Origin of the sequence: Streptomyces sp. NPDC048257, assembly GCF_043201855.1 — a bacterium.
In the GTDB taxonomy this organism is placed as follows: domain Bacteria; phylum Actinomycetota; class Actinomycetes; order Streptomycetales; family Streptomycetaceae; genus Streptomyces.
The window spans coordinates 156,160-175,093 of sequence record NZ_JBICZI010000003.1 but is presented as its reverse complement, the minus strand read 5'-3'; the positions used below and the strand labels follow the sequence as shown (position 1 = coordinate 175,093).

The 18,934-nt window shown below is 69.7% G+C and carries 18 protein-coding genes and 3 pseudogenes; 11 read left to right on the top strand and 10 right to left on the bottom strand.

Annotated elements, in window-relative coordinates; all coding sequences use genetic code 11:
* Nucleotides 1-196 precede the first annotated feature (196 nt).
* Both ACGFZK_RS08290 and ACGFZK_RS08285 read left to right on the top strand, forming a co-directional pair.
* Complete coding sequence (locus ACGFZK_RS08290) at nucleotides 197-1,291, top strand: hypothetical protein (RefSeq protein WP_393848055.1); 1,095 nt, start codon at nucleotides 197-199, stop codon at nucleotides 1,289-1,291.
* A 68-nt stretch (nucleotides 1,292-1,359) separates the two neighbouring features.
* On the top strand, nucleotides 1,360-1,902 hold the full coding sequence (locus ACGFZK_RS08285; protein WP_393848054.1) for a GNAT family N-acetyltransferase: 543 nt from the start codon (nucleotides 1,360-1,362) through the stop codon (nucleotides 1,900-1,902).
* A 59-nt stretch (nucleotides 1,903-1,961) separates the two neighbouring features.
* On the opposite strand, the gene ACGFZK_RS08280 is transcribed toward ACGFZK_RS08285, so the two are convergent.
* From ACGFZK_RS08280 to ACGFZK_RS08265, 4 genes and pseudogenes are all read right to left on the bottom strand, one after another.
* Entirely contained in the window at nucleotides 1,962-3,011 is a 1,050-nt protein-coding gene (locus ACGFZK_RS08280; protein ID WP_393848487.1) for an IS110 family transposase, read from the bottom strand.
* Between the two features lie 218 nt (nucleotides 3,012-3,229).
* Nucleotides 3,230-3,592, bottom strand: a pseudogene (locus ACGFZK_RS08275) (hypothetical protein); the annotation flags it as partial.
* Nucleotides 3,593-3,831: 239 nt separating this feature from the next.
* A complete protein-coding gene (locus ACGFZK_RS08270; RefSeq protein WP_393848486.1) occupies nucleotides 3,832-4,506 on the bottom strand; it encodes an NUDIX domain-containing protein in 675 nt (224 codons plus the stop codon).
* The gene (locus tag ACGFZK_RS08265) at nucleotides 4,503-4,886 is read right to left on the bottom strand and encodes a DUF4406 domain-containing protein (RefSeq protein ID WP_393848053.1); all 384 of its coding nucleotides are present in this window, start codon (nucleotides 4,884-4,886) and stop codon (nucleotides 4,503-4,505) included. Before ACGFZK_RS08265 ends, ACGFZK_RS08270 begins: the two co-directional genes overlap by 4 nt.
* A gap of 49 nt (nucleotides 4,887-4,935) precedes the next feature.
* Here ACGFZK_RS08265 and ACGFZK_RS08260 point away from each other — a divergent pair, with 49 nt between their 5' ends.
* Complete coding sequence (locus ACGFZK_RS08260) at nucleotides 4,936-5,694, top strand: DeoR/GlpR family DNA-binding transcription regulator (protein ID WP_393848485.1); 759 nt, start codon at nucleotides 4,936-4,938, stop codon at nucleotides 5,692-5,694.
* A 39-nt stretch (nucleotides 5,695-5,733) separates the two neighbouring features.
* Here the strand turns inward: ACGFZK_RS08260 and ACGFZK_RS08255 are convergent.
* A pseudogene (locus ACGFZK_RS08255) lies at nucleotides 5,734-6,060 on the bottom strand (transposase); the annotation flags it as partial.
* 964 nt (nucleotides 6,061-7,024) lie between these two features.
* Here ACGFZK_RS08255 and ACGFZK_RS08250 point away from each other — a divergent pair.
* The 4 genes from ACGFZK_RS08250 (at nucleotide 7,025) to ACGFZK_RS08235 (ending at nucleotide 12,292) form a co-directional block, all read left to right on the top strand.
* Nucleotides 7,025-7,357 (top strand): hypothetical protein, encoded by a 333-nt coding sequence (locus ACGFZK_RS08250; RefSeq protein ID WP_393848052.1) that lies wholly within the window; start codon nucleotides 7,025-7,027, stop codon nucleotides 7,355-7,357.
* Nucleotides 7,358-8,257: 900 nt separating this feature from the next.
* Complete coding sequence (locus tag ACGFZK_RS08245) at nucleotides 8,258-8,674, top strand: hypothetical protein (RefSeq protein ID WP_393848051.1); 417 nt, start codon at nucleotides 8,258-8,260, stop codon at nucleotides 8,672-8,674.
* A gap of 324 nt (nucleotides 8,675-8,998) precedes the next feature.
* Entirely contained in the window at nucleotides 8,999-9,628 is a 630-nt protein-coding gene (locus ACGFZK_RS08240; RefSeq protein ID WP_393848050.1) for a hypothetical protein, read from the top strand.
* A gap of 141 nt (nucleotides 9,629-9,769) precedes the next feature.
* Nucleotides 9,770-12,292: a M48 family metalloprotease gene (locus ACGFZK_RS08235; RefSeq protein WP_393848049.1), complete on the top strand. Its 2,523-nt coding sequence runs from the start codon at nucleotides 9,770-9,772 to the stop codon at nucleotides 12,290-12,292.
* A gap of 119 nt (nucleotides 12,293-12,411) precedes the next feature.
* Here ACGFZK_RS08235 and ACGFZK_RS08230 read toward each other — a convergent pair whose 3' ends face one another.
* Entirely contained in the window at nucleotides 12,412-12,600 is a 189-nt protein-coding gene (locus tag ACGFZK_RS08230; RefSeq protein WP_393848048.1) for an Imm7 family immunity protein, read from the bottom strand.
* Nucleotides 12,601-12,828: 228 nt separating this feature from the next.
* Nucleotides 12,829-13,641 (bottom strand): class I SAM-dependent methyltransferase, encoded by an 813-nt coding sequence (locus tag ACGFZK_RS08225; RefSeq protein ID WP_393848047.1) that lies wholly within the window; start codon nucleotides 13,639-13,641, stop codon nucleotides 12,829-12,831.
* Nucleotides 13,642-13,952: 311 nt separating this feature from the next.
* Here ACGFZK_RS08225 and ACGFZK_RS08220 point away from each other — a divergent pair.
* The 3 genes and pseudogenes from ACGFZK_RS08220 to ACGFZK_RS08210 form a co-directional block, all read left to right on the top strand.
* Nucleotides 13,953-14,273, top strand: a pseudogene (locus ACGFZK_RS08220) (helix-turn-helix domain-containing protein); the annotation flags it as partial.
* 983 nt (nucleotides 14,274-15,256) lie between these two features.
* Nucleotides 15,257-15,547 (top strand): hypothetical protein, encoded by a 291-nt coding sequence (locus ACGFZK_RS08215; RefSeq protein ID WP_393848507.1) that lies wholly within the window; start codon nucleotides 15,257-15,259, stop codon nucleotides 15,545-15,547.
* Nucleotides 15,544-15,999: a hypothetical protein gene (locus ACGFZK_RS08210; protein WP_393848506.1), complete on the top strand. Its 456-nt coding sequence runs from the start codon at nucleotides 15,544-15,546 to the stop codon at nucleotides 15,997-15,999. The genes ACGFZK_RS08215 and ACGFZK_RS08210 overlap by 4 nt, the downstream gene beginning before the upstream one ends.
* Here ACGFZK_RS08210 and ACGFZK_RS08205 read toward each other — a convergent pair.
* The 3 genes from ACGFZK_RS08205 to ACGFZK_RS08195 all read right to left on the bottom strand — a co-directional run bounded on the left by ACGFZK_RS08205 (nucleotide 15,891) and on the right by ACGFZK_RS08195 (nucleotide 18,211).
* On the bottom strand, nucleotides 15,891-16,289 hold the full coding sequence (locus ACGFZK_RS08205) for a hypothetical protein (protein WP_393848046.1): 399 nt from the start codon (nucleotides 16,287-16,289) through the stop codon (nucleotides 15,891-15,893). The two genes, ACGFZK_RS08210 and ACGFZK_RS08205, sit on opposite strands and share 109 nt — an antisense overlap.
* A 180-nt stretch (nucleotides 16,290-16,469) precedes the next feature.
* The gene (locus tag ACGFZK_RS08200) at nucleotides 16,470-17,288 is read right to left on the bottom strand and encodes a ribonuclease BN (RefSeq protein WP_393848045.1); all 819 of its coding nucleotides are present in this window, start codon (nucleotides 17,286-17,288) and stop codon (nucleotides 16,470-16,472) included.
* 182 nt (nucleotides 17,289-17,470) lie between these two features.
* Nucleotides 17,471-18,211, bottom strand: coding sequence for a VOC family protein (locus tag ACGFZK_RS08195; RefSeq protein ID WP_393848484.1), 741 nt, complete (start codon nucleotides 18,209-18,211; stop codon nucleotides 17,471-17,473).
* A gap of 235 nt (nucleotides 18,212-18,446) precedes the next feature.
* Here ACGFZK_RS08195 and ACGFZK_RS08190 point away from each other — a divergent pair, with 235 nt between their 5' ends.
* Nucleotides 18,447-18,824: a hypothetical protein gene (locus tag ACGFZK_RS08190; protein WP_393848044.1), complete on the top strand. Its 378-nt coding sequence runs from the start codon at nucleotides 18,447-18,449 to the stop codon at nucleotides 18,822-18,824.
* Nucleotides 18,825-18,934: the final 110 nt, after the last annotated feature.

The following is an 18,934-nucleotide window of genomic DNA, read 5'->3' as shown; positions in this document are numbered from 1 at the left end:
AACGTCTCCACACGCCGGACCGCATGCTAGACCGAGCCCCCGGCCGGAGCCTTCCTACTGTCCGCGGCGATGGTCGTGGATTCGAACGATGCCTGACGTCGCGGGTTGTGCTTCGGCCCCGCAGCGGATTCAAAACAGGTTGGCCGGTCTGTCACGGAGCTGCGACGATGCTCCCTGATTCTCTAGCGGAGGGCATTTGTTCGTTTTCGTGTGTGGGGGATGCGGCGCCGAGCTGACCAACCCGCTGTCCCAAGTTGCCCTGCCGGCACACGCTCATCAGAAGTACGGGAACGGGCTTCAGCTCCCCGTGCTCATGGAGTCAGCCACCTTCGCTGAGGACCCAGAGCCCTGGGGGCCGCCGTGGCGGAGATGGGAGGAGATCCATCCGGACGAGGCGGTGGCCCGCGGCATCTACGCGCCGGTCTTCGCCCTCTCCGACGCCGCCCCCGGCTCGATCGTCATCGCACCCGGCGACGCCCGCGGCACCGTGCTGATCCCGGAGAGGGCCGGCGGCTACTGTTGCGGCCTCGACGGCACAGACGGCCCCAACATGGCATGCGAGGCGTGCGACCTGCCCGTGGCGAGCCGGATCGACGACTGCTCGCTCTGGCAGGCGGTATGGCTCGCGCCCAACGCCGTCCGCCGCCTGATCGTCGACGGCGCCGACTCCGTGCCACTGACCTGGGCAGAGCTGTTGAAGGAAGGAAAGTCCACGCCTCCGTTCGAGCCGATCGCCACATGGAGGTCGCGGCTGGGGCCGAACCCCTTCTGGTCGTGGAGCCCACAGTGGGAGGCCGCGGTCGGCCGGGCACTCGCCCACCTGCTGGCTGCCTCGCAGGGCCGGCCGGTGACCGTCCCGGACGGTCTGAGCAAGGAAGTATTCCAACGCGCCCTCGACGCCGTGCTCCCCGCGGGTCCGCCGACACGGCGCGCCGTTCTGGCCGGACCAGGACAGCCCGCCGCCGACGCGGACATCGTCCTCGTGCCGACCCATCCGCAGACCGGACAGATGTGGGCCGGCCCGGCCACTTCGGCCTATCCGGTGCCGCTGCCGTTCGGGGTGTGGTTGTGGCTGGCCTTCCCCAAGCCGCACCTGCCGCTTCCCGCGTCGGGCGGCATGCCCGACGGCGTCCTCCGCGACGATCCGCCCGCACCGCGCCCCCGGTACCTGTTCCGAGCCGATCCGGGTGCCTTTCAGCACACCCTGGTCCGGCTGCCGGCCGTCCGTAGTCCGTGGTTGCGCGAGATCCTCGAAAACCTTCCTCAGCACATGCGCGCCGGGCTCTTTTAGCTTGGGCGTGTATCGAAAGTGCCTGGTGAGGATGGCGGAGAGCCCACCTTGTGATCCAGAATGATCGGATGGTCACGCTTGAGACTTCCCGTTTGATCCTGCGTCGCTGGCGCGAGGAAGACGTTGCGCCCATGGCTGCCATCAATGCGGACCCCGAGGTCATGCGGTGGATCCGTGACGGCAGCGTCCGTGACGAACAGCAGACCCGCGATGGGATCCGGGCATGGGAGAGCGAGTGGGAGTCACAGGGCTTCGGCCTGTTCGCTGTGGAGATCCGGTCCACTGGCGAGCTTGCCGGGTTCACCGGCCTTTCGGTGCCCAACTTCTTGCCGGAGGTACTGCCGGCGGTGGAGATCGGCTGGCGGCTGGGACGTTCCCACTGGGGGCAGGGCTTGGCCACCGAGGCCGCTGCGGCCGCTGTACGGTTCGGGTTCGAGGAGCGAGGGCTGGAGCGGATCGTCAGCATCACTCAAGTGCGCAACGACGCCTCCGAACGGGTCATGACCAAACTGGGAATGCATCCGGTCCGTGAGACCGTCAATCCCACCGGCGGTCGGCGAGTCCGGGTGTTCGAGTTGTCGTCAGACCAGTACGTCACAACCACTCGTTGATGGCGGCAACGAGGAAGGTTGCCTCGTAGCGGACCGCGAGTTTGATGCCCCTATGGATGTCAACCGAGGGATCCCGCGGCTCCGGTCTGGTCAGTCGGAGGGTTTGCCGGGACGATCAGTCGGTAGATCTCTCGTGCGACGTAGCGTTTGAGGCAGCGGATGGTCTCGCGGCGTGTCTTGCCCTCGGTCAGACGTCGTTGGAGGTAGTTGCGGGTGCGGTCGTCCCAGCGCAGGCGGCTGAGGACGATGCGGTAGAGGGCGGCGTTCGCCTGGCGGTCGCCCCCGCGGTTCAGTCGGCGGCGCTGTGTCCTTCCGGAGGACGCCTCGACCGGGCTGGTGCCGCATAAGGCCGCGAAGGAGGCCTCGCTGGCGAGTCGCTCCGGGTTGTCGCCGGCCGCGATGAGCAGGGCAGCGGCGCTGTCCGGGCCAACGCCGCGGACTTCCAGCAGGCCGGGGGTGCTGTCTTCGACGGCCTTGGCTATCTGCTTGTTGAGGTCGTCGATCTCCTCGGTCAGGTGCCGGATGCGGCGGGCCAGCAGCCTCAAGGTGTGACGCGCGGCCCCGGCCGGCCCGCTCGCGTGCTGGGGGTCGAGGTCGGCGCACCGTTTGAACAGGTGGGGGTTGCTCAGCTCGGCCAGCGACTCGCGGAGGGCGGAGTCGGCTGAGATCAGGACGCTCTTGAGCCGGTTGATCGCCTGGGTCCTGGACTTGATCGCGGAGCCCTTCGCCAGCTTGAAGAGCCGGAGCATCTCGACTGGACCGTCGCCGGTCTTCGCCGCGGCGGTGGCTCGTCCGGTCAGCACGGCGCGGGCTGCGGCCTCGGCGTCGATAGCGTCGGTCTTGCCGTGGCGGCGTCGGGCGGCTTTGTCGGGTTGGTTGACCTCGGTCACCTCGATGCCCTCGGCACGCAGGTGAGGGGTCAGGGCGGCTCCGTATGAGCCGGTGCACTCGACGCCGGCCCGCCGCAGCACGCCGAATGACCGTGCCCAGTCGAGGAGTTGCCGGTAGCCATCGGCGTTCGCGAGGAAGCTTCGGCCTTCCAGGGCGGCGCCGAGCACGGTGACGACGGCTGCGGCGTGGACGTCCTTGTGAGTGTCCACTCCGAGCAGGACGTCCTCGGCGTCCGCCGGGACGTGACATGGGGCGGTGGACTGCGTGATGCAAGGTCAAGGTCGCCTGTCTCCTGATCGCCTCGGGAACCGGTGGGCGTCGCCGGGCCGGGGGCGGTCAAGACTGTGACGGTGCCTCTCGCGAAGGCCCCTATTGGGACACGTCCCCTGCCCGGCGGCAGCCTGTGCCACCCCAGACAGCGGTCGGCAGATCAAACTCAGGGCACCACGGCCAGTCGTACCTCGGGCCAGACCGCCGCCCAAGGCGGCACTCCCACATCCTCACAGTCGTACCTGGTGGCCACGGCTCGATGCCTCTTGAGGCGATTGATGCCGCACTCGACCGCGTGCCGGGCCTTGTAGTCCTTTGGGTCGAACGTCCACGGCCGGCCACCGCTGGACCCGCGCTTCTTGCGGTTGCGGACCTGGTCGGCCTTGTCCGGAATGGTGCAGCGGATTCCCCGGCGGAGCAGGTAGGCGCGGTTCTTCCGACAGGCGTACGCCTTGTCAGCCCGCACGCGGTCGGGGCAGACGCGCGGCCGACCCGGCCCTATGCGGGGCACACGGATCTTCTCCAGCACCCGTTCGACGCCGTCACCGCCGGACTCTCCACACCATGGAGCTCCGGCCAGGTCGAAGGCCACGTCACCCGCGTCAAGCTCATCAAGTGCATGGCCTACGGCCGAGCCAACCTCGACCTCCTACTCCTACGCCAACGCGTACTCCTGGGCCCATGACCCTGGGACATCACAAGATCCCCGACAGAGCCGAATTGCACGAACGTCTACATGCAGTTCTGGGCGTGCCTGGGGGAGCTGCTTTACGGGTTCTGCTGCTGGGCGAAGGGCCCGTTGAGGGCCGCCCATTGCAGGAGCAGGATGGTCTTGCCGTCGGTGATGCGTCCATCGCCGGCCATGGCCAGGGCCTCCGTGAAGGGAAGTTCGAGGACCTCGATGTCCTCGCCGTCTTCCTCGAGTCCGCCGCCGGCGCCGGTCCGGTCGGCTGGGGTGTAGGGGGCGGCGAAGAAGTGGAGGCGTTCGGTGACGGAGCCGGGGCTCATATAGGCGTCGAGGATGTGGGTGAGCGGGCCGAGGGTGACGCCGAGTTCTTCGGTGCTCTCGCGGCGGACCGCGGTGAGCGGGTCGTCCGCGTCGAGCAGTCCTGCCGCGGCCTCGATGAGCATGCCGTCGGGGTGGTCGTTGACGTAGGCCGGGTATCGGAACTGGCGGGTGAGCAGGACGCAGGCGCGTGCGGTGTCGTAGGGCAGGACGACAGCGCCGTTGCCGCGGTCGTAGGTCTCACGTTGCTGGGTTTCCCATCTTCCGTCGCGGCGCCGGTAGTCGAAGGTGGTGCGGCGCAGGACGTGCCAGCCCTGGGAGGTGAGCTCGACCTGGCGCACGCGGACGTCGGGGTTGCGGTCCAGGCCGCGTCCGGCCCGGTCGAGACCGGTCCGTCCGCGGTGGTCGGGGCTGTCAATGCCCGGGCGGCGTGTCACGCCGTCTCCTGCGGGACGCGGCGCGGGATCTCGGCCACTTCGTGGTAGACGGGCAGGCCGCGGCGATGGGCGGTGGCAACGTCCTGGTCGGCTCCGGTGGAGTCGCCAGGAAGGCGGAGCACGGCGTCGCAGTGGTCGAGCAGGCGCTCGGCGGTCGGGTAGAGCACCTGGTCGGCGAAGGGGTCGGTGGGGCCCGCGCCGGCGGAGCGCAGGACGGGCAGGGCGATCCATTCCCCGATGACGGGGAGGTGACCGGTGGCGAAGACCGGCCAGGCGGCGGCTTCGAGGCGGGCCAGGTTGGCGGCCATGGCCTGCGGGTCTTCGTCGGTGCCGGAGCGGTAGGGACCTGAGATCAGGATGAGCATGGGCTTGTCGGTCATGGGGCGCTACGATACATGCAGAAACGTGCAAGAACAGGAGAGAATACGGATGCTGGCTGCTGAACGGCGTGACCACCTGCTCGGTCTGCTCGCTCACGAGGGAAAGATCGTCGCCAAGGACGTCGCCGCCGATCTGAGGATCTCTGAGGACAGCGTGCGGCGCGACCTGCGCGATCTCGCCGCCGAGGGGCTGTGCCAACGGGTCTACGGTGGCGCGCTGCCCGCATCTCCAGCGGTGGCGGACTACGGTGCTCGGCAGACGGTGGCACCCGACGGGAAGCTGAAGGTCGCGGCGGTGGCCGCCGGACTGGTACGGCCTGGCAGTGCGCTGATTCTCGACGGTGGCACCACCGCCCTCGCCGTAGCCCGTGCGCTCCCGCAAGACCTCGCCTGCACTGTGATCACCCACAGTCCGACGATCGCCGTGGCCCTGCTCGACCATCCGCAGGCGGAGCTCTTCCTGCTCGGGGGCCGCATCTTCAAGCATTCGGCGGTCGCCTGCGGTGCCGCCGCGGTCGAGGCCGCGCAGAACATCTCCGCCGACCTCTGCCTGCTCGGCGTCACAGGCGTGCACCCCGAAGCGGGACTGACGACCGCAGACGCCGAGGAGGCCGCGATGAAGCGCGCCCTGTCCGCGCGGGCCGCGGACACCTACATCCTCGCCTCCTCCGAGAAGATCGGTACGGCTTCGCGGTTCCGTGTCCTGCCCTGGGAGAAAGTCAGCGGACTGATCACCGATGTCGATCCCCACGACACGGTCATCGGGCAACTCAAGGCGCTCGGCGTGGAGGTCCTCGCAGCCAACTGACGGTCGAACACGGGACCACAGACCGGCAGGAACGTCCTCCGGCTCGGCATCCCGGCCTGCGGCTTCCCGAACCAACCGACGGAGCAGTCCGTTGAGCTGGTCGAACAATCCGTCTTTCTGCCAGGCCGCGAAGTACCCATACACGGTTTCCCACGGTGCGAAGTCGTGCGGCAGATACCTCCACGGAATCCCCGTCCGGTCGACGTAGAGGACCGCGTCCATGATTCGGCGCAGGTCATGTTCGGGCGGCCGCCCGATGTCCAGGCCCTTCCCTCTCCGCTCGGCCCTCCATGCCGACAGAATGGGCTCGAGCAGTTTCCATCGGGCATCGGACAGGTCACTCGGATACCGTCGGCGTCGAGGCATGTTTCCGTAGTACCGGCGTTCGCCACTCCGCCACAGGGCGCAAACAGGGGTGAGTAGGGGCGCCTTGGGATCAGACAGGAGCGAAAGGGCCGAAACGGTCCCGCTCATGTCGTCACCCGTCTCTCACGTCACGGATGACGACAGCAGCCTCAGTGGTCTCAACCCAGCCAGTCACCCATACGCCAACCAAACACTCTCGCCGGGACAAAACGCTCTTTGAGACCGCGTTTGGGATCTCGGGAACTCTGAAGGTCAGGTCAGTTGTCGAATGCTGGGAGTGTGGGAGCTCGTGGCGAGTGGTTGCCCGCATGTGCAGGTTTGGCTTACCGGGTAGACAAGGTTGCTCTGGGTACAGAACGTTCCGGCCTGCCGGGACTGGGGGCAGAGGTACGCGGCTTGCAGACGGACCCAGCGTGTGATCGCGGTTGATGGTGTGTCCCGCTTGGCGTCGTGGAACGGTGCCCACCAGTAGTCGACTACCGCCCGGAGTATCAGTCGCTCCTCTTCGTGGGTGACGTCGAAGCCTGCGACGCGTGCCGCGGCTGGGTGCTGAGGGTGCTCCTGGTCTCCCGAGCAGACTGCATGTTCTCGGCCGTACTCAAAGGAGGTGGTGCGCCCTGTGCGCTTACAGATGAAGCAGTCCAGGCTCAGTTCGAGCTTCGGTTGCCAGTGGAGGTTGTGAAACTCCTTGCTTTCGTCCAACCCTGTCAGTTCGGCAGTGATTTCAACGGTTCGCAGCATGGGGTGATCATCCCAGCGGGCTGGGATGTGGCAATCATCCGGTGGGACGGTGCAGGGTTCGCGTCGAACCCTCTGGTCGCTGGCACTGTGTCGGCCGTGCGCACGGACTGCGAGTCGAGTGACCGGCGAAGACCGCCGGATCACACTCAATGTCGGACTCACCGCCACCGCGGCCGTGACCGCCTGGTTGGCCACCAGGCCGTGAGCGTGGATCCCGGGCGGCATGGTGCTGGTGCAGACCCGCCGCGGGGTGCTGGTCCAGGACCGATGGCCGGCCCTGGTGGCGGCTGCCGAGGCGCAGTCGCCGCACGGCCTGGTCCTCGATGGCGAACTGGTCGTCTGGGACGCTGAAGCGGGGCGGTTGTCGTTCGAGGCGTTGCAGCGCCGGGCCGCCACCCGCGCTCGCGGCGCCGCCGGCCTCGTCGCCTGGTGGCCGGCCTACTTCGTCGCCTTCGACGTCTTGCCGCAGGACGGTCAGGTGCTTTTGACGTTCCCGTACGCGGAGCGGCGCGCACTGCTGGAGAACCGGAGAACCTGTTCTCCGAGCACGCCCTGACGGCGCCGTGGACGTTGTGCCCGATGACGACGGGCCTGGCCAAGGCGCGGGAACGGCAGACCTGTTCGGTAGCCAGCCCCACTCTGCCAACCGCTGGGCACGGCTCGTCAGCGAAAGCTGGTCCCACTATGTGGCGGCCCGTAGAACATGCTGCTGGGCTGCGGTCTCTTCACGGGGCGCGTGCCACCCCTGCCCTGGCTCGTTACAGCGGGGAGCTGGAGGCTGCTGCAGATGGTCTCGGCTTGTCACGCGCCGCCCCGACCGCGGAACGGAGGAAGAGGGGCGGCGTGCCCGGTGCATGTGATGATCGCCCGATCCCTAGCCGCCAGCGCTGTCACGCTACTGCGGGGGACATCATCCTCGCGTTACGGGACAAGTCTTAGGCGCCTCGTCCGGCGACGCATGCCACCTTCCAAGCCTCCCCCCGGCCGCTGATCGCTTGTCCGTCCCGCAGAGAGGCGTACAGGGGCGTCTCGACGGAGACGTCAGATGGGTCGCAGGAGGTCTGGAGGGGTGCAGACGGGCCGCCCCGGCTAAGGTCAGCGGCAGCCCGCGCTACGGCGTGCGTGGGTGAGGCCCGGTGCCCGGGATTCCGGGGGCAGTACCACCGGGCCGCCCCCATGCCGACTTGGCGTCCGGCCCACTGAGCGAACCCGGAATGCTCACGTTCCAGCTTTTTCCCCGCCGGACCGCCGGCGCTTCACGGGTTCGGCGGGTGGTGGAAGCGCAAAGGTATAGAAGCACGCCTCGTTGGTGGCCGGTCGGCTCGTGCTTACGGGCAGGGGCATGACCCAGGCGGTCAGATCCGGTCGCTATGCGCTACTTTCTGTCGTCTCCTTGCGCTCGGATGCAGCTGGATCGACGGTGGGCTGAACGCTTACCGCAGCGCTTGGAGGTTCCATGAGGAAGACCCGACGCACGGCGGCAGTGTCCGGGGTCCTGCTCTGCGCACTGCTCACCCTCGGCGCCTGCGGCGGGGGTGAGGGTGGAGGTGGGGATACGGGTGGCAACGACGGTGGTGGAGTGTCGGGCGGCGGCGTCTCCGACGACCGGGGCGGAGTCACCGGTATTCCGGCCGAACTGATCGGAAGTTGGAGCGGAGGCAGCTCCGATGGCTTCAAGTCCTCGGTGTACAGCTTCTACCCGGACGGCACGTGCAGGATGGACATCTGGGGCAGGACCCTTGTAGGCCGCTTCACGGTCGCCGGGAACCAGCTCACCACCCACACCCAGGCGGGATCACAGACGTACCTTTGGGAGATCGGCCCCCAGGGGCACCTGTTCCTCAACGGAGAGAGCTACGTCCCCTTCGGCTGACCCGGTCACTTCCCTACCGAGGAGACGGCCGGCTACTTCTGGGATTCCCCGTGGTGGAACTGGTAGGCGCCGCCGGCCACCCTCGCGGTCGCCTCCTGGGAGGTCGTCCGCCACCCGTGGGGGATCCTGTTCCGATCGGCTGCTCTCCTCCCGCCCTGGAGCCCTGCCTTCTGACGGCTGCCGGGGGCGCGCGCGGGGCACGGGAGCCGTGGAATGCACCTCACGCGCCCTGTACGACCCTGGTACGCCACCTGGGTGCTGCGTAGGGTTGGTCGGCCGGAAGGGGAGCCGTCCGGCGCGAGCCGTGCAACCCGGGGGTGGGTCGTGAGCCGATCGCAGGCAAAGCCGTACGTGCTGGAGGAAGAACTCCTCAGGGAGCTCGCCCGCGAGGTAGTGGAGCATGTCGCTCCCCACGAGCTCGTCCTCTTCCACGCCGAGAGCACGGCCTACTTGCGGGATCCCCGCAAGGCGCTCAAGGCGGCGCGCAAGCGGGCGGCCGCGGCACCGAAGGATGAGCGGTTCGGTTTCGGCGGCGGTGAGCTGATCGCCATAGCGACTCCCATCGTGCTGGCGATGGTCGAGACCGCCCTGGTCACCGTGGGCGCACACCTGGCGCTGACGGCGACGGAGCGGAGCGCGGGTTCGGTACGTGCCCTGGTGCGACGCATGCGGCGGCGACCGGACCCGGCGGAGGGGGAGGAGCCGACCGGGGGAGAGAACTCCGCCGAGGCGAGCGTTACCCCGGCAGCTGGGGCGGGCATCGACTCCGCGGCTGGTCCGGAGACCGATGCGGTGGACGGGACCGCCCGCCCCGCCGAGTCGGCTGAGGCGCTGCCCCCTGCGGTGAGGGAGGCCATCCGCCAGAAGGTGTACGAACAGGCCCTGCGATACGGCATCGACGAGGACGGGGCCCGACTGCTGGCCGACGCGGTGATCGGCAGCCTCACCACATAGCCGAGTCCGCCCACCACCCTTCGGGGGTTCGCGATGCCGACGCCTGCCACGCCGACGGTTCCCGCACCGGCGACTCCACCGGAACCGTCCGGGCTTCCCGCCGGGACGACGTTCCGGTTCCTCCTGCTTATCACCGCGTTGTTGGGCGCGTCCGTCTTCGTCTACAACACCGTGTACCTCGCCCTCGCACCCGGCGCAGACCGGGCGCAGGAGGTCTATGAGCAGTGCTCCGCGGCAGCTGGCCGGACCGGGGGGAGCGGTGCTTTCCTGGACTCCTTCCTTACCTGTACCGCGGAGTACGAGCGGACGAAGGCTCCCTGGGTGCTGGCCGGGATCGCTCTCCTCCTGGCCCTCGCCGGGCTGTTGTACTGGGCGGACCCGAAGGTGCACGTACGCAGGCACGACCTGACCGCTTTCGCCCCGGAAGCGGACGCGGAACAGGCGGCCCTGGTGGGACGCCTGCACGAGCTGGTGACCGAGGCGGGCCTGCACCGGCCGCCCCGATTCCTGCTACGGCTGTCCAGGGGTGAGGTCACGGCCCACGCTTTCGGGCGCGCGGGCTGGTACGCCGTGGTCCTCGACGCGGGGTTCGTCACCCTGTTCCGGGCGGACCCCGCGCGGTTCCGCGCCGTGTTGCTGCACGAGCTGGCACACCTGCGGAACCGGGATACCGACATCGAGTGCATCACCCGGTCGTTGACCTGGGCCTTTCTCCCCCTCGGCGTGCTCCCCCTGGCCGTCGGCCTGATCGGCTCCCCACCCCAGGACGCGCTCGGCGTCGGGTTGCGGGCCGCTGTCCTGCTGGGCCTCGTCTTCCTGACCTCCCAGGCCGTGCTGCGGGTGCGGGAGTACGGTGCGGACGCACGCGCGGCATCGTGGGTTGTCCGTGAGGACTTGGTGACCGCGCTCGAGGCGGCGGCGGACGATGGCCGCCCGTGGTGGAAGGCGTTGCGCGGCAACCATCCCACCACCGATCAGCGGATCCGTATGGTGCACCGTCCGGAGCGGCTGTTCCGGATCGGGTTCTGGGAGTGCTGCGCGGCCGGAGTGGCCGCCATGAGTGCCGGCAGCGGGTTCCTGATCCTATGGTGGCTCACGGCCCACGAGGCCGATCCGCTGAACAGCCGATGGGCGGCGGCGCTCGTGGTCTCGCCGGCCATCGCGGCCGTCATCGGCCTCGAAGCGTGGCGTACGCCCCGGTCCGGACGCACCATCCGGGACACGGTGTTCCCCGCACTCGGCCTGGCGGCGGGTCTCGTGCTCGGCAGGCTCCTCGCCGTGGACAGGGGGGTGGGGGCGGTCTCGCCCTGGCCGCCTTCGTCCGAAGGCATGACAGCCGCCCTCTGGGCGCTGTCCCTGGCCGTCATGCTCGTCCTCTTCGTACGGTGGGCTGCTCGGTCCTCGGCCGCCTGGGGGGCTCCAGCCGCTCCACGGCGCAGGCTGTGGGCGGTGGGCTGGGCCGCCGCCTCGCTGATCCTGTCGGTCGTGATCGCCTCGTGGATGGTCCTCACCGACACGGCGGACTGGCTCGGCACCATCGAGGAGGGGGTCCGCGCCGACCACCGCGCTGTGGCGCAGGTGGCGCCGGCGGGGCCGTACTGGCTTTGGTCGGCCGTTCAGCATCCGCTGATCCTGCGCTTCGCGGAATGGACCCCGCTGGTCCTGGCGCTCGTCGTGGTGTGGGCGCTGCCGCTGGCCGCGCGCCTGCAGCCCCCACCGCGGTCGGCGACGGCGGGGAGGAGCACGGCGGAGACTGCGGCGGAGGGCCGGAGCACCTGGCCCTTCGTGGTCGTCATGACCTGCCTGGCCGCCACCGCGGCCTTCCTCGGTGGCACTCTCGTCGCCCGCCTCCTGATCCATTCCGGCATCTCCGAGAGGACCCGTACGATGGACGGCTTCCTGCTCGCCTTCACCCACGGGAACCTCGTCGCCGCCATGTTCCTTCAGGGCCTCGTCGCGGTCTCCACGGTAGCCTTGCTCCGGCCGCGGCACGGGCGCATGGCCGTCCTTCATGGGCTCATGGCAGCCTTCCTGACCGGGTGTCTGGTGACGGCCGTGCTCTTCGGCGGTGTCCTGGCCGCCGGCTGTGTCGACGCGCTCGCTCTGCGCCCCGCCGCGTGCAGCGGGATCTCGGTGCCTCTCGTACGCAACACCCTGTTGCGGATCCTCGTCGGGGGTACGGCCTGCTCGCTGCTCGCCATCACAGTGGGGGGCGTTGCCTGGGCCGTACGTCGCCGTGGCCGACCGGAGTCGCCGCCTCGGCCCGTGGCCGAGGCGGCGACGGAGGGCAGGCTCACCGCACGCCGGGTCGGCCTGGCGGCGCTGCTCCTAGCCGGAAGCGTGACGGTGTTCGCGTGCACCACGGACAAGACCGACCGGAGCTTCGGCCCGCCGCCGGGTGGGCTCGAAGAGGTCCGTTCGGCCTGTCAGCACTACGACGAGTTGCTGGGCTCTCTGGACGCGCTCACGGCCCCCGAGGTGCACACCCGCCTGGACGAGGCCAGTCAGCTGGCCGTCCGCGGCGGGGAACCAGCGCTCGCACTCACCTTCATGGAGCATTTCAAGGCCGCCCTGGAAGGCGATTCAGCAGCGTTCGAAACACACGGAGAGCGAATCCACCAGACCTGTGGTGCTGCCGGGGTCGTTCTTGTGAACCTTCCCTGAAAAGCGAAACCAGAGAACCGGTCAGGGCCAGGCGATCGCTTTTGCGTCGGCGTTCGAGGTAGTGCAGCACGTCTGCGCGATGGCCAAGTTCCTCCAGGGACTCGAGATCGGGAGGTACCTCACCTGGGCCGCCCAGCAACGCGAAAGGCCTGCGATCGCGCCGAAGCAGAAGCGCGGTCGAGAAGGTAGGGGCTGGCGATCTCGTCGATGTAGCGCCGGAGACTCTCGACGATCTCGGTGAGCCGGATTGGGTCATCGTCGTCTGTGGCGCTCTCGCGGATCGTGATCCAGCCGTGGTATTCGAACACGACGGGAGCGTATCGGCGTGTTCGTAGCGGGCCGACGCAGGGCAGGGACGGGCGACGGGTCAATGATCGTCACGAAGTGTGGACCACAGCCTTGAAAATCCCCAGCCCGTGCTCCGGGTTTCCTCAGACTTGCTCACCCTGGCGCCCAGCGGGGCGCGCGCAGGTTGATGGTTCGGCGCCCCGGAGCCGCCCGAGTTGGAGCCCGTTCCAGGAGGTGGGTCGGCGCTGTCAGGTACGGTCGCGAACCGGCTTTCGGCCCTGGACCGCCCAGGCGCGGGCGGTGAGCGCGATCGACCCGTCCGGCCGCGTCGGCACGGTATCGCGGAGCGTGTCACGCAACCGGTCTCGGGGGGGCGGGGTGAGGTCGGCGACGTAGCCGGGGGCGGGGCCCTGCCCGGCCGTGAACGGCTCCCACAGATCAGCGAAGCCGGAGAAGACGGTGGCCACCTCGATCGGGGCGACGGTCACGTCCATGAGCCCCGCCTCCGTCCACAGAGCCCGGAGCGGCTCTGGGCGGCACATCGGGAACCGGCGCCCCTCGTCCAGGGCGGCGGCCGCAGGGTCCACCGCAATCGCGGCCTGCCAGAAGTGGCGTAGGAACGCCATGCCCTCGGCGTAATCCCACACGTACGCGGCGACCAGCCCGCCCGGCCCCACGACGCGGGATGCTTCGGCCACCGCCGCACCCGGTGCGGGAAAGAAGTTGAGCACCAGTCCGCTGACAGCCACGTCGCACCCCGCGTCGCGTACTGGCAGCGCCAGCCCGTCGGCCACGACGAAGCACGCCGGCGCGGGAGCGGCGGCACGCGCCGTGCTTACGAACCCTGCGGACCGGTCTAACCCCACCACCGTCCGGGGCCGGCATCGGGCAGCCACCGCCGCGGTCAACGCCGCCGTACCGCAGCCCACATCCAGCCACCGCAGGCTGTCCGCGCAGTCGAGCCACGCCACGAACTCATCCGCGACCAGACGGCTCCACCGGCCCATGTACCGCTCGTAGGCGTCCCCGGCCGCCCACATGTCGAACCGCTGCTCCTTCATGCCACCACGATCCCCGATCGGGCCCGGCAGGAGCCACAGACGCGCGGGTACCCGGCCCGGCATCGCCCGTACCACTTCGTCGGCCCCCGCTGAGGGCCTGCACGGCCGTCCTTACCGAACCGGGCGGCGCTGTTTGCCCTTGCTCGCATGCCCCATTTCCAGATCCAACGGACTGGGGCGAAGAGCGCGCCTGGCCGCTTTCAGGGCTGTGACCGCGCTTCCGTGATGACTACGCCCCTTGTGGCTCGTTGCTGTGGACGCCGGGTCAGACGGACTGAGCGGCCCGCGGACCGCAGGGAGTGGGGATCACGGTGATGAAGAAGATGGGGTTCGTGTGGAACCTCCGCCGGCTGATGGCCGAGCACGACATGTTCCGGACCACAGACCTGGTGCCACAGCTGGCCGAGTACGGAGTGCACTTGTCGCGGGAGCAGGTGTTCCGGCTGGTCACGCAGCCCCCGCAAAGGCTGTCGATGGAGATGCTCGCCGCCTTGTGCGGGATCTTCGACTCTTCCCCGGCTGACCTGATCGAGGTAGAGCCAGTCCACCGGCCGACGGCGAAACCAGTGGCCTCCGGCGAAGCCGTGGACCGAGCGGTTGCTCCGCCCTCGCGCAGCGTCCGGGTACGGCGCACGGCGCCCGGAGGGCCTGTGAGCGGCCGCCCGGTCCCGGCGGCGTGGGAGGAACTCGCCGACCGGATGACCGCGTTCCTACCAAGACTGCCCGCCCCGGAGGCGGCCCGAATCGTCGCGGGCACGACCCCGTCCGCCCGCGGCCGGACCCGCGCCCACCTCGTTCAGCACCCCGAGGCGCTGGTCAGCGGTGCGTCCGACGCACTCCGCTCAGTCCAGGCCCTGATCACTCAGCTCGCCGACCTGGATATCGCCGGGGTACGGGCTCCGGCCTGCCTGCGCTGCGGCCGGGTACGCCTGCTGCGGCGAGCGGTGCCCGGCGGCAGGGTCTGCCTCGGCTGCGAGGGCGCCCTCGCCGTCCACGCCAACGTCGGGCCTTGCACCGTATGCGGCGAGACCCGGCCCCGCCCCACCCGCCAGACCCGTGCACGCTGCCTGCGCGCCCAGACGGCGGCCTTCCGGTCGTGCTCAGCCTGCGGCAAGCCCAGCCACATCGACCCATGCAGCTCCTGCCGCCCCAAGGCGACAGTGCCTTGCGCGCTGTGTTCCGTGAACGCCCCGGTCTGCGCCCGCTGGCCACTGGGACCGGTATGCAAGCTCTGCTACCGGACAGCCCCCTCCCCACCCGGGCCAATGCCCTGCCTGCGACCGGCAGCGCGTCCTCGTAGGACGCGAAGACGGCGCCGGATCTGCGGACCCTGCTCCGGCCACCCTGACCTCTACGCCTGCCCCCGCTGCACCAGCCCGCTCTCCTACATGGTCCGAGGCCTGTGCGACCGGTGCACGCTTCAGGACCATCTCGCCGCCGTCTTCGACGCGGCTCCGGCCGAAGCCGGAGGTCAATACCGCCAGATGCGGACTGCCCTGGCTGAGTGCGAGCAGCCAAGGACTGCGTTGAACCGGCTGCGGAACTCGCACTCCGACCACCTGCTGGCCGACCTCGTGGCTGTCGGCCGGCCGTTGACCCAGAAGTCCTGGACACCATGGCCCATGCCTCCGGCCGGGGCGGAACCCAGACCATCGACTACCTCCGCACCACCCTCGTCATCTACCAGGCCCTGCCCGAGCGCGACGAACTCACCGCGCACATCGAACGCCACCTCACCCGCACTGGGGCCCGCCACCCCGAACATGCCCTGCTCCTGCGCGCCTACGTCCGCTGGTCCCTCCTGCCCCGGGCCCGCCGGGCCCACCGAAGGCCGGGCGGCTTCAAGCACCGTGTCCGCTGGCCTACACCCGCATCAACCTTGCCGTCGCCTTCCTCACCACCATGAACGCCCACGGCATGGCGCTCGCCGAGGTCACCCAGCGCGAGATGGACGGGTGGCTGGCCGCCAACCCCGGCACCCGCTACGAGATTCGCGACTTCGCTGTCTGGGCAGCACGCCGAGGGCACAGTCGTGAACTCCACGTCCCGCACCGGCCCAAGACCGACCCAGCCGGGCTCGACGAGGACTCGCACTGGGAGCTCCTACACCAGTGCCTGAACGACAAGAACCTCCCTCTCGAAGTCCGGGCTGCCGGAGCGATCCTGCTCCTCTTCGGCCAGCACCTCACCCGGATCGCCGCCCTCGCCTCGCAGCACAGCAGTTGGCGCGAGGACCTGCCCCGCAGGGCTCAGTTGTCCGGACCGCAGATGCCGCCGCCGGGCTGCTGGCGGGAGTACCGGACGATGGCTTCCTGCGAGGTCGCCGGCGCGCTGCTGTCGGCGGGAGTGTGGGTGTAGAAGGCGGTGATCGAACCCTCGGTGACGGAGTCCAGGACGCCGTCCCAGGGGATTGTGTAGCCGGCCGAGGTGGTGTCAGCGGTGATGCTTGCGACACCCTGGATCTCCGCAGCCGGGGTCTGCCCGGTGGCGTCGCTGCAGACCGTTATGTGGAAAGTGACCTCGTCGCCGGTCTTGAAAGGTATCTGGTCCACCACGACGAGGACGCCGTTCCAGGGCTTCTGCCAGCAGGTGATGCCGCCGGGGGGTTCCGCGTAGGGAAACTCCGGGAAGTCGAGCCCGATGGACATGCGGGCTCCTGGTCGGTCGAAGGGCGGGGGCGAGAGATCGGACTCCCGCTCCATGATCATGGACCAAACGCCAGGCCGTGAGGCCGGATCCGTGAGGATGACCAGGCTGGCCGCCACCATGGCCGGTGACGTTGATGTGGATCGGTCCAGACGTCGCGGGACCCCCGAAGGCTTCGCCCCTCAGTCCGGGCCCCGACTGCGATCACGACGGACTCGGCCGCCGCGGTCCACCGAGGAGGCCCGGGGGCGCGGCAGCTCGTCGTGGAGCAGCCGGCCGGCGAGTGCGCCGCCGAAGACGACGACGCCGATGCCGACGAGCCAGGTCTGGATGACGAGGACGGTTCCGAAGGGGCCGTAGCTGACGGCGCTGGAGGCGATCAGCGGGGAGAAGACGAGCCGGGAGAAGACCCGGAGCCCGAACAGCGCGATCATGGTGGCCACCGCGCCGGGAAGGAGAGCGGTCCACGCGATCCGGCCGCCCAGCAGCAGCCGCTGGGACCACCAGAAGAACACGGTGCCGATCGCCACGGTGACGAACCCGCGGGCCGGAGACTCCCGCCACGGCGGTGTGATGGCCGACAGGTACAGGACGCCGACCAGCACGGCGAGCCACAGCACGTGCCGCCACTTGGCCCACCAGCGGGCCGGGGGCAGGTCCCAGATCTTCTCGTAGCCGCTCTGCAGCATCACTGCGAAGGACAGGCCGAACACGGCGAGTACGGCGAGGCCGAATGCCGTCGTGGTCCGCCACGCTTCGCCGGGCAGGGCGAAGAGCCGGTCGATCTCCGCCCGGGCGGGCGGCGACACGCCGAGCCCGTCCCCCAGCCACTGCGCGAACCCCTGACCGGTGGCGGTGTTCGCGGCGGAGACGACGATCAGCAGCGGGACCAGCGTCAGGAACCCGAGTGCCGAGAAGCCCAAGGAGCGTTGCCACAGGTCCGCGTCCCGGACCCGTGCCCAGCGCCGTCCGGCCCGCGCACGGCGTATCGCGCTGCGCATCCGTCCGACGGGTGACAGCCGACCAGGTCCGTCCGACCCGGTCATTTCGCCGGGGCACGCTCAGACGAGTCGCCGCGACCGCAGTTCATGTCGCGACCGCAGTGCATGACGCGCATGGCCGCTCCTGATGTTGCTCCTACGATAGGACTCGCGCGGCGGTGAATCCATCGACCGGAGCTCGGTCAGGCCGAGCCGTCCTGAGGCGCCACCACGGTGAAGAGCGCGCCCTCCGGATCGGCGAGAACCATCCACCGGCTCACGCTGGTCGTCTGCACGGGTGAGGCGACCCTGCCGCCCAGCCGGGTCGCGGCCTCGACCACGCTCTCCAGGTCGGGCACGCGGAAGTGGACGTGCCATCGGGGCCGCACCTCGGGATCCGGCGCAGCTTCGAGCGCGCCGCCGCTGATGCGGGCCACCGTATCGTGCCCGTGGCGCAGGACGACGTGGGCGTGCTCGTACGAGACCACGCAGCAGCCGGGACGCTCCCCGGCCCAGTCGAGGACCTCCCCGTAGAAGATGGCGGCGGCGAACGCGTCCCGGGTCCGCAGTTCCAGCCAGGCGGGTGCGCTGCCACGGCCGACCGACCAGTCGGGAACGACCTCGCCCTGCCAGAAGCCGAAGACGGCCCCGGCGGGGTCCGACGCCAGGGCGATGCGGCCGGAGCCGAAGGCCACGGGGCCGACCGCCATGGTGGCGCCCCGTTCGACGATCCGTGCGGCGGTCACGTCGGCGTCCTCGACGGCGAAGTACGGCGTCCACACCACCGGGGCGCCGCCGAGACTCCCCGAGAGCGAACCGATGCCCGCGACGGGCGCCCCGTCGCGGAAGGCGACCATGATGCCGCCCCCGAGGTGGGTGGGGCGGAAGTCCCAGCCCAGTACGCCGGCGTAGAACCGCTGTGTGGATTCGAGATCCCGCGCCATGAGGCTGACCCAGCACGGGGAACCGAAGATCTCGTGGCTCGAAGTCGACACAGCTGTCAGCCTCATCTGCCGTTCACGCGGGACGGGACCCCTCCACCGTAGTCCTGGCGGCGGCGCCGGGCCGTGGGGGTGTGCCAGGCGAGTGGTCGATTCGGCAGTCGGCGCGGGGGGTAGGCGCGTCGTGGATCCACGGGCCCGTTTCGACGGGCGCGGGCCGTCGAAGGGAGTGATCGCAATGCGCACTGCGATGGCACGGGCCATGGGTGTGGCCACGTTCGCGTACGGAGTGGCCGTCGCCCGCAGGCCCCGCGTGCTGGCCCGCCCCTGCGGCCTGCCGGATCACGGCTCCTCCGCCCTGCTGATCCGGGCCCTGGGAGTACGCGACGCGGTCATCGGCGCCGCGATGGTGACGGTCCCCGGGGGCGCGGGGCTGCGTACGGCCGTCCTCTGCCGGGTCGCGGTCGACACGGGTGACGCGCTGCTCTTCGGCTCCTTCCTGGCCCGCGGGCCCGAGCGGGCCAAGGCGGCTTCGGCCGCTCTGACCTGGGCGGCGTTGTGCGGCTGGACGCTGGGTGGTGGAACCACTCACTCCGCGCAACGCACTACCGTCTGATCCTCCGAAGATCGAAGAAAGTCCGGATGAGGTGCATTCCGCTGGGCACCCGCACAGGGTCGTCCCACTCGTCCACTGAGGCAGCCCGAATCCGCGGGCTCCACTCGATC

Bases quoted from the DNA above. Each gene is read 5' to 3' on its own strand.
- ACGFZK_RS08285 (WP_393848054.1), top strand. From the start codon at position 1,360: ATGGTCACGCTTGAGACTTCCCGTTTGATCCTGCGTCGCTGGCGCGAG.
- ACGFZK_RS08265 (WP_393848053.1), bottom strand. From the start codon at position 4,886: ATGACCGACAAGCCCATGCTCATCCTGATCTCAGGTCCCTACCGCTCC.
- ACGFZK_RS08260 (WP_393848485.1), top strand. From the start codon at position 4,936: ATGCTGGCTGCTGAACGGCGTGACCACCTGCTCGGTCTGCTCGCTCAC.
- ACGFZK_RS08250 (WP_393848052.1), top strand. From the start codon at position 7,025: ATGGTGCTGGTGCAGACCCGCCGCGGGGTGCTGGTCCAGGACCGATGG.
- ACGFZK_RS08245 (WP_393848051.1), top strand. From the start codon at position 8,258: ATGAGGAAGACCCGACGCACGGCGGCAGTGTCCGGGGTCCTGCTCTGC.
- ACGFZK_RS08225 (WP_393848047.1), bottom strand. From the start codon at position 13,641: ATGAAGGAGCAGCGGTTCGACATGTGGGCGGCCGGGGACGCCTACGAG.
- ACGFZK_RS08215 (WP_393848507.1), top strand. From the start codon at position 15,257: ATGGCCCATGCCTCCGGCCGGGGCGGAACCCAGACCATCGACTACCTC.
- ACGFZK_RS08210 (WP_393848506.1), top strand. From the start codon at position 15,544: ATGAACGCCCACGGCATGGCGCTCGCCGAGGTCACCCAGCGCGAGATG.
- ACGFZK_RS08205 (WP_393848046.1), bottom strand. From the start codon at position 16,289: ATGTCCATCGGGCTCGACTTCCCGGAGTTTCCCTACGCGGAACCCCCC.
- ACGFZK_RS08200 (WP_393848045.1), bottom strand. From the start codon at position 17,288: ATGCGCAGCGCGATACGCCGTGCGCGGGCCGGACGGCGCTGGGCACGG.
- ACGFZK_RS08195 (WP_393848484.1), bottom strand. From the start codon at position 18,211: ATGGCGCGGGATCTCGAATCCACACAGCGGTTCTACGCCGGCGTACTG.
- ACGFZK_RS08190 (WP_393848044.1), top strand. From the start codon at position 18,447: ATGCGCACTGCGATGGCACGGGCCATGGGTGTGGCCACGTTCGCGTAC.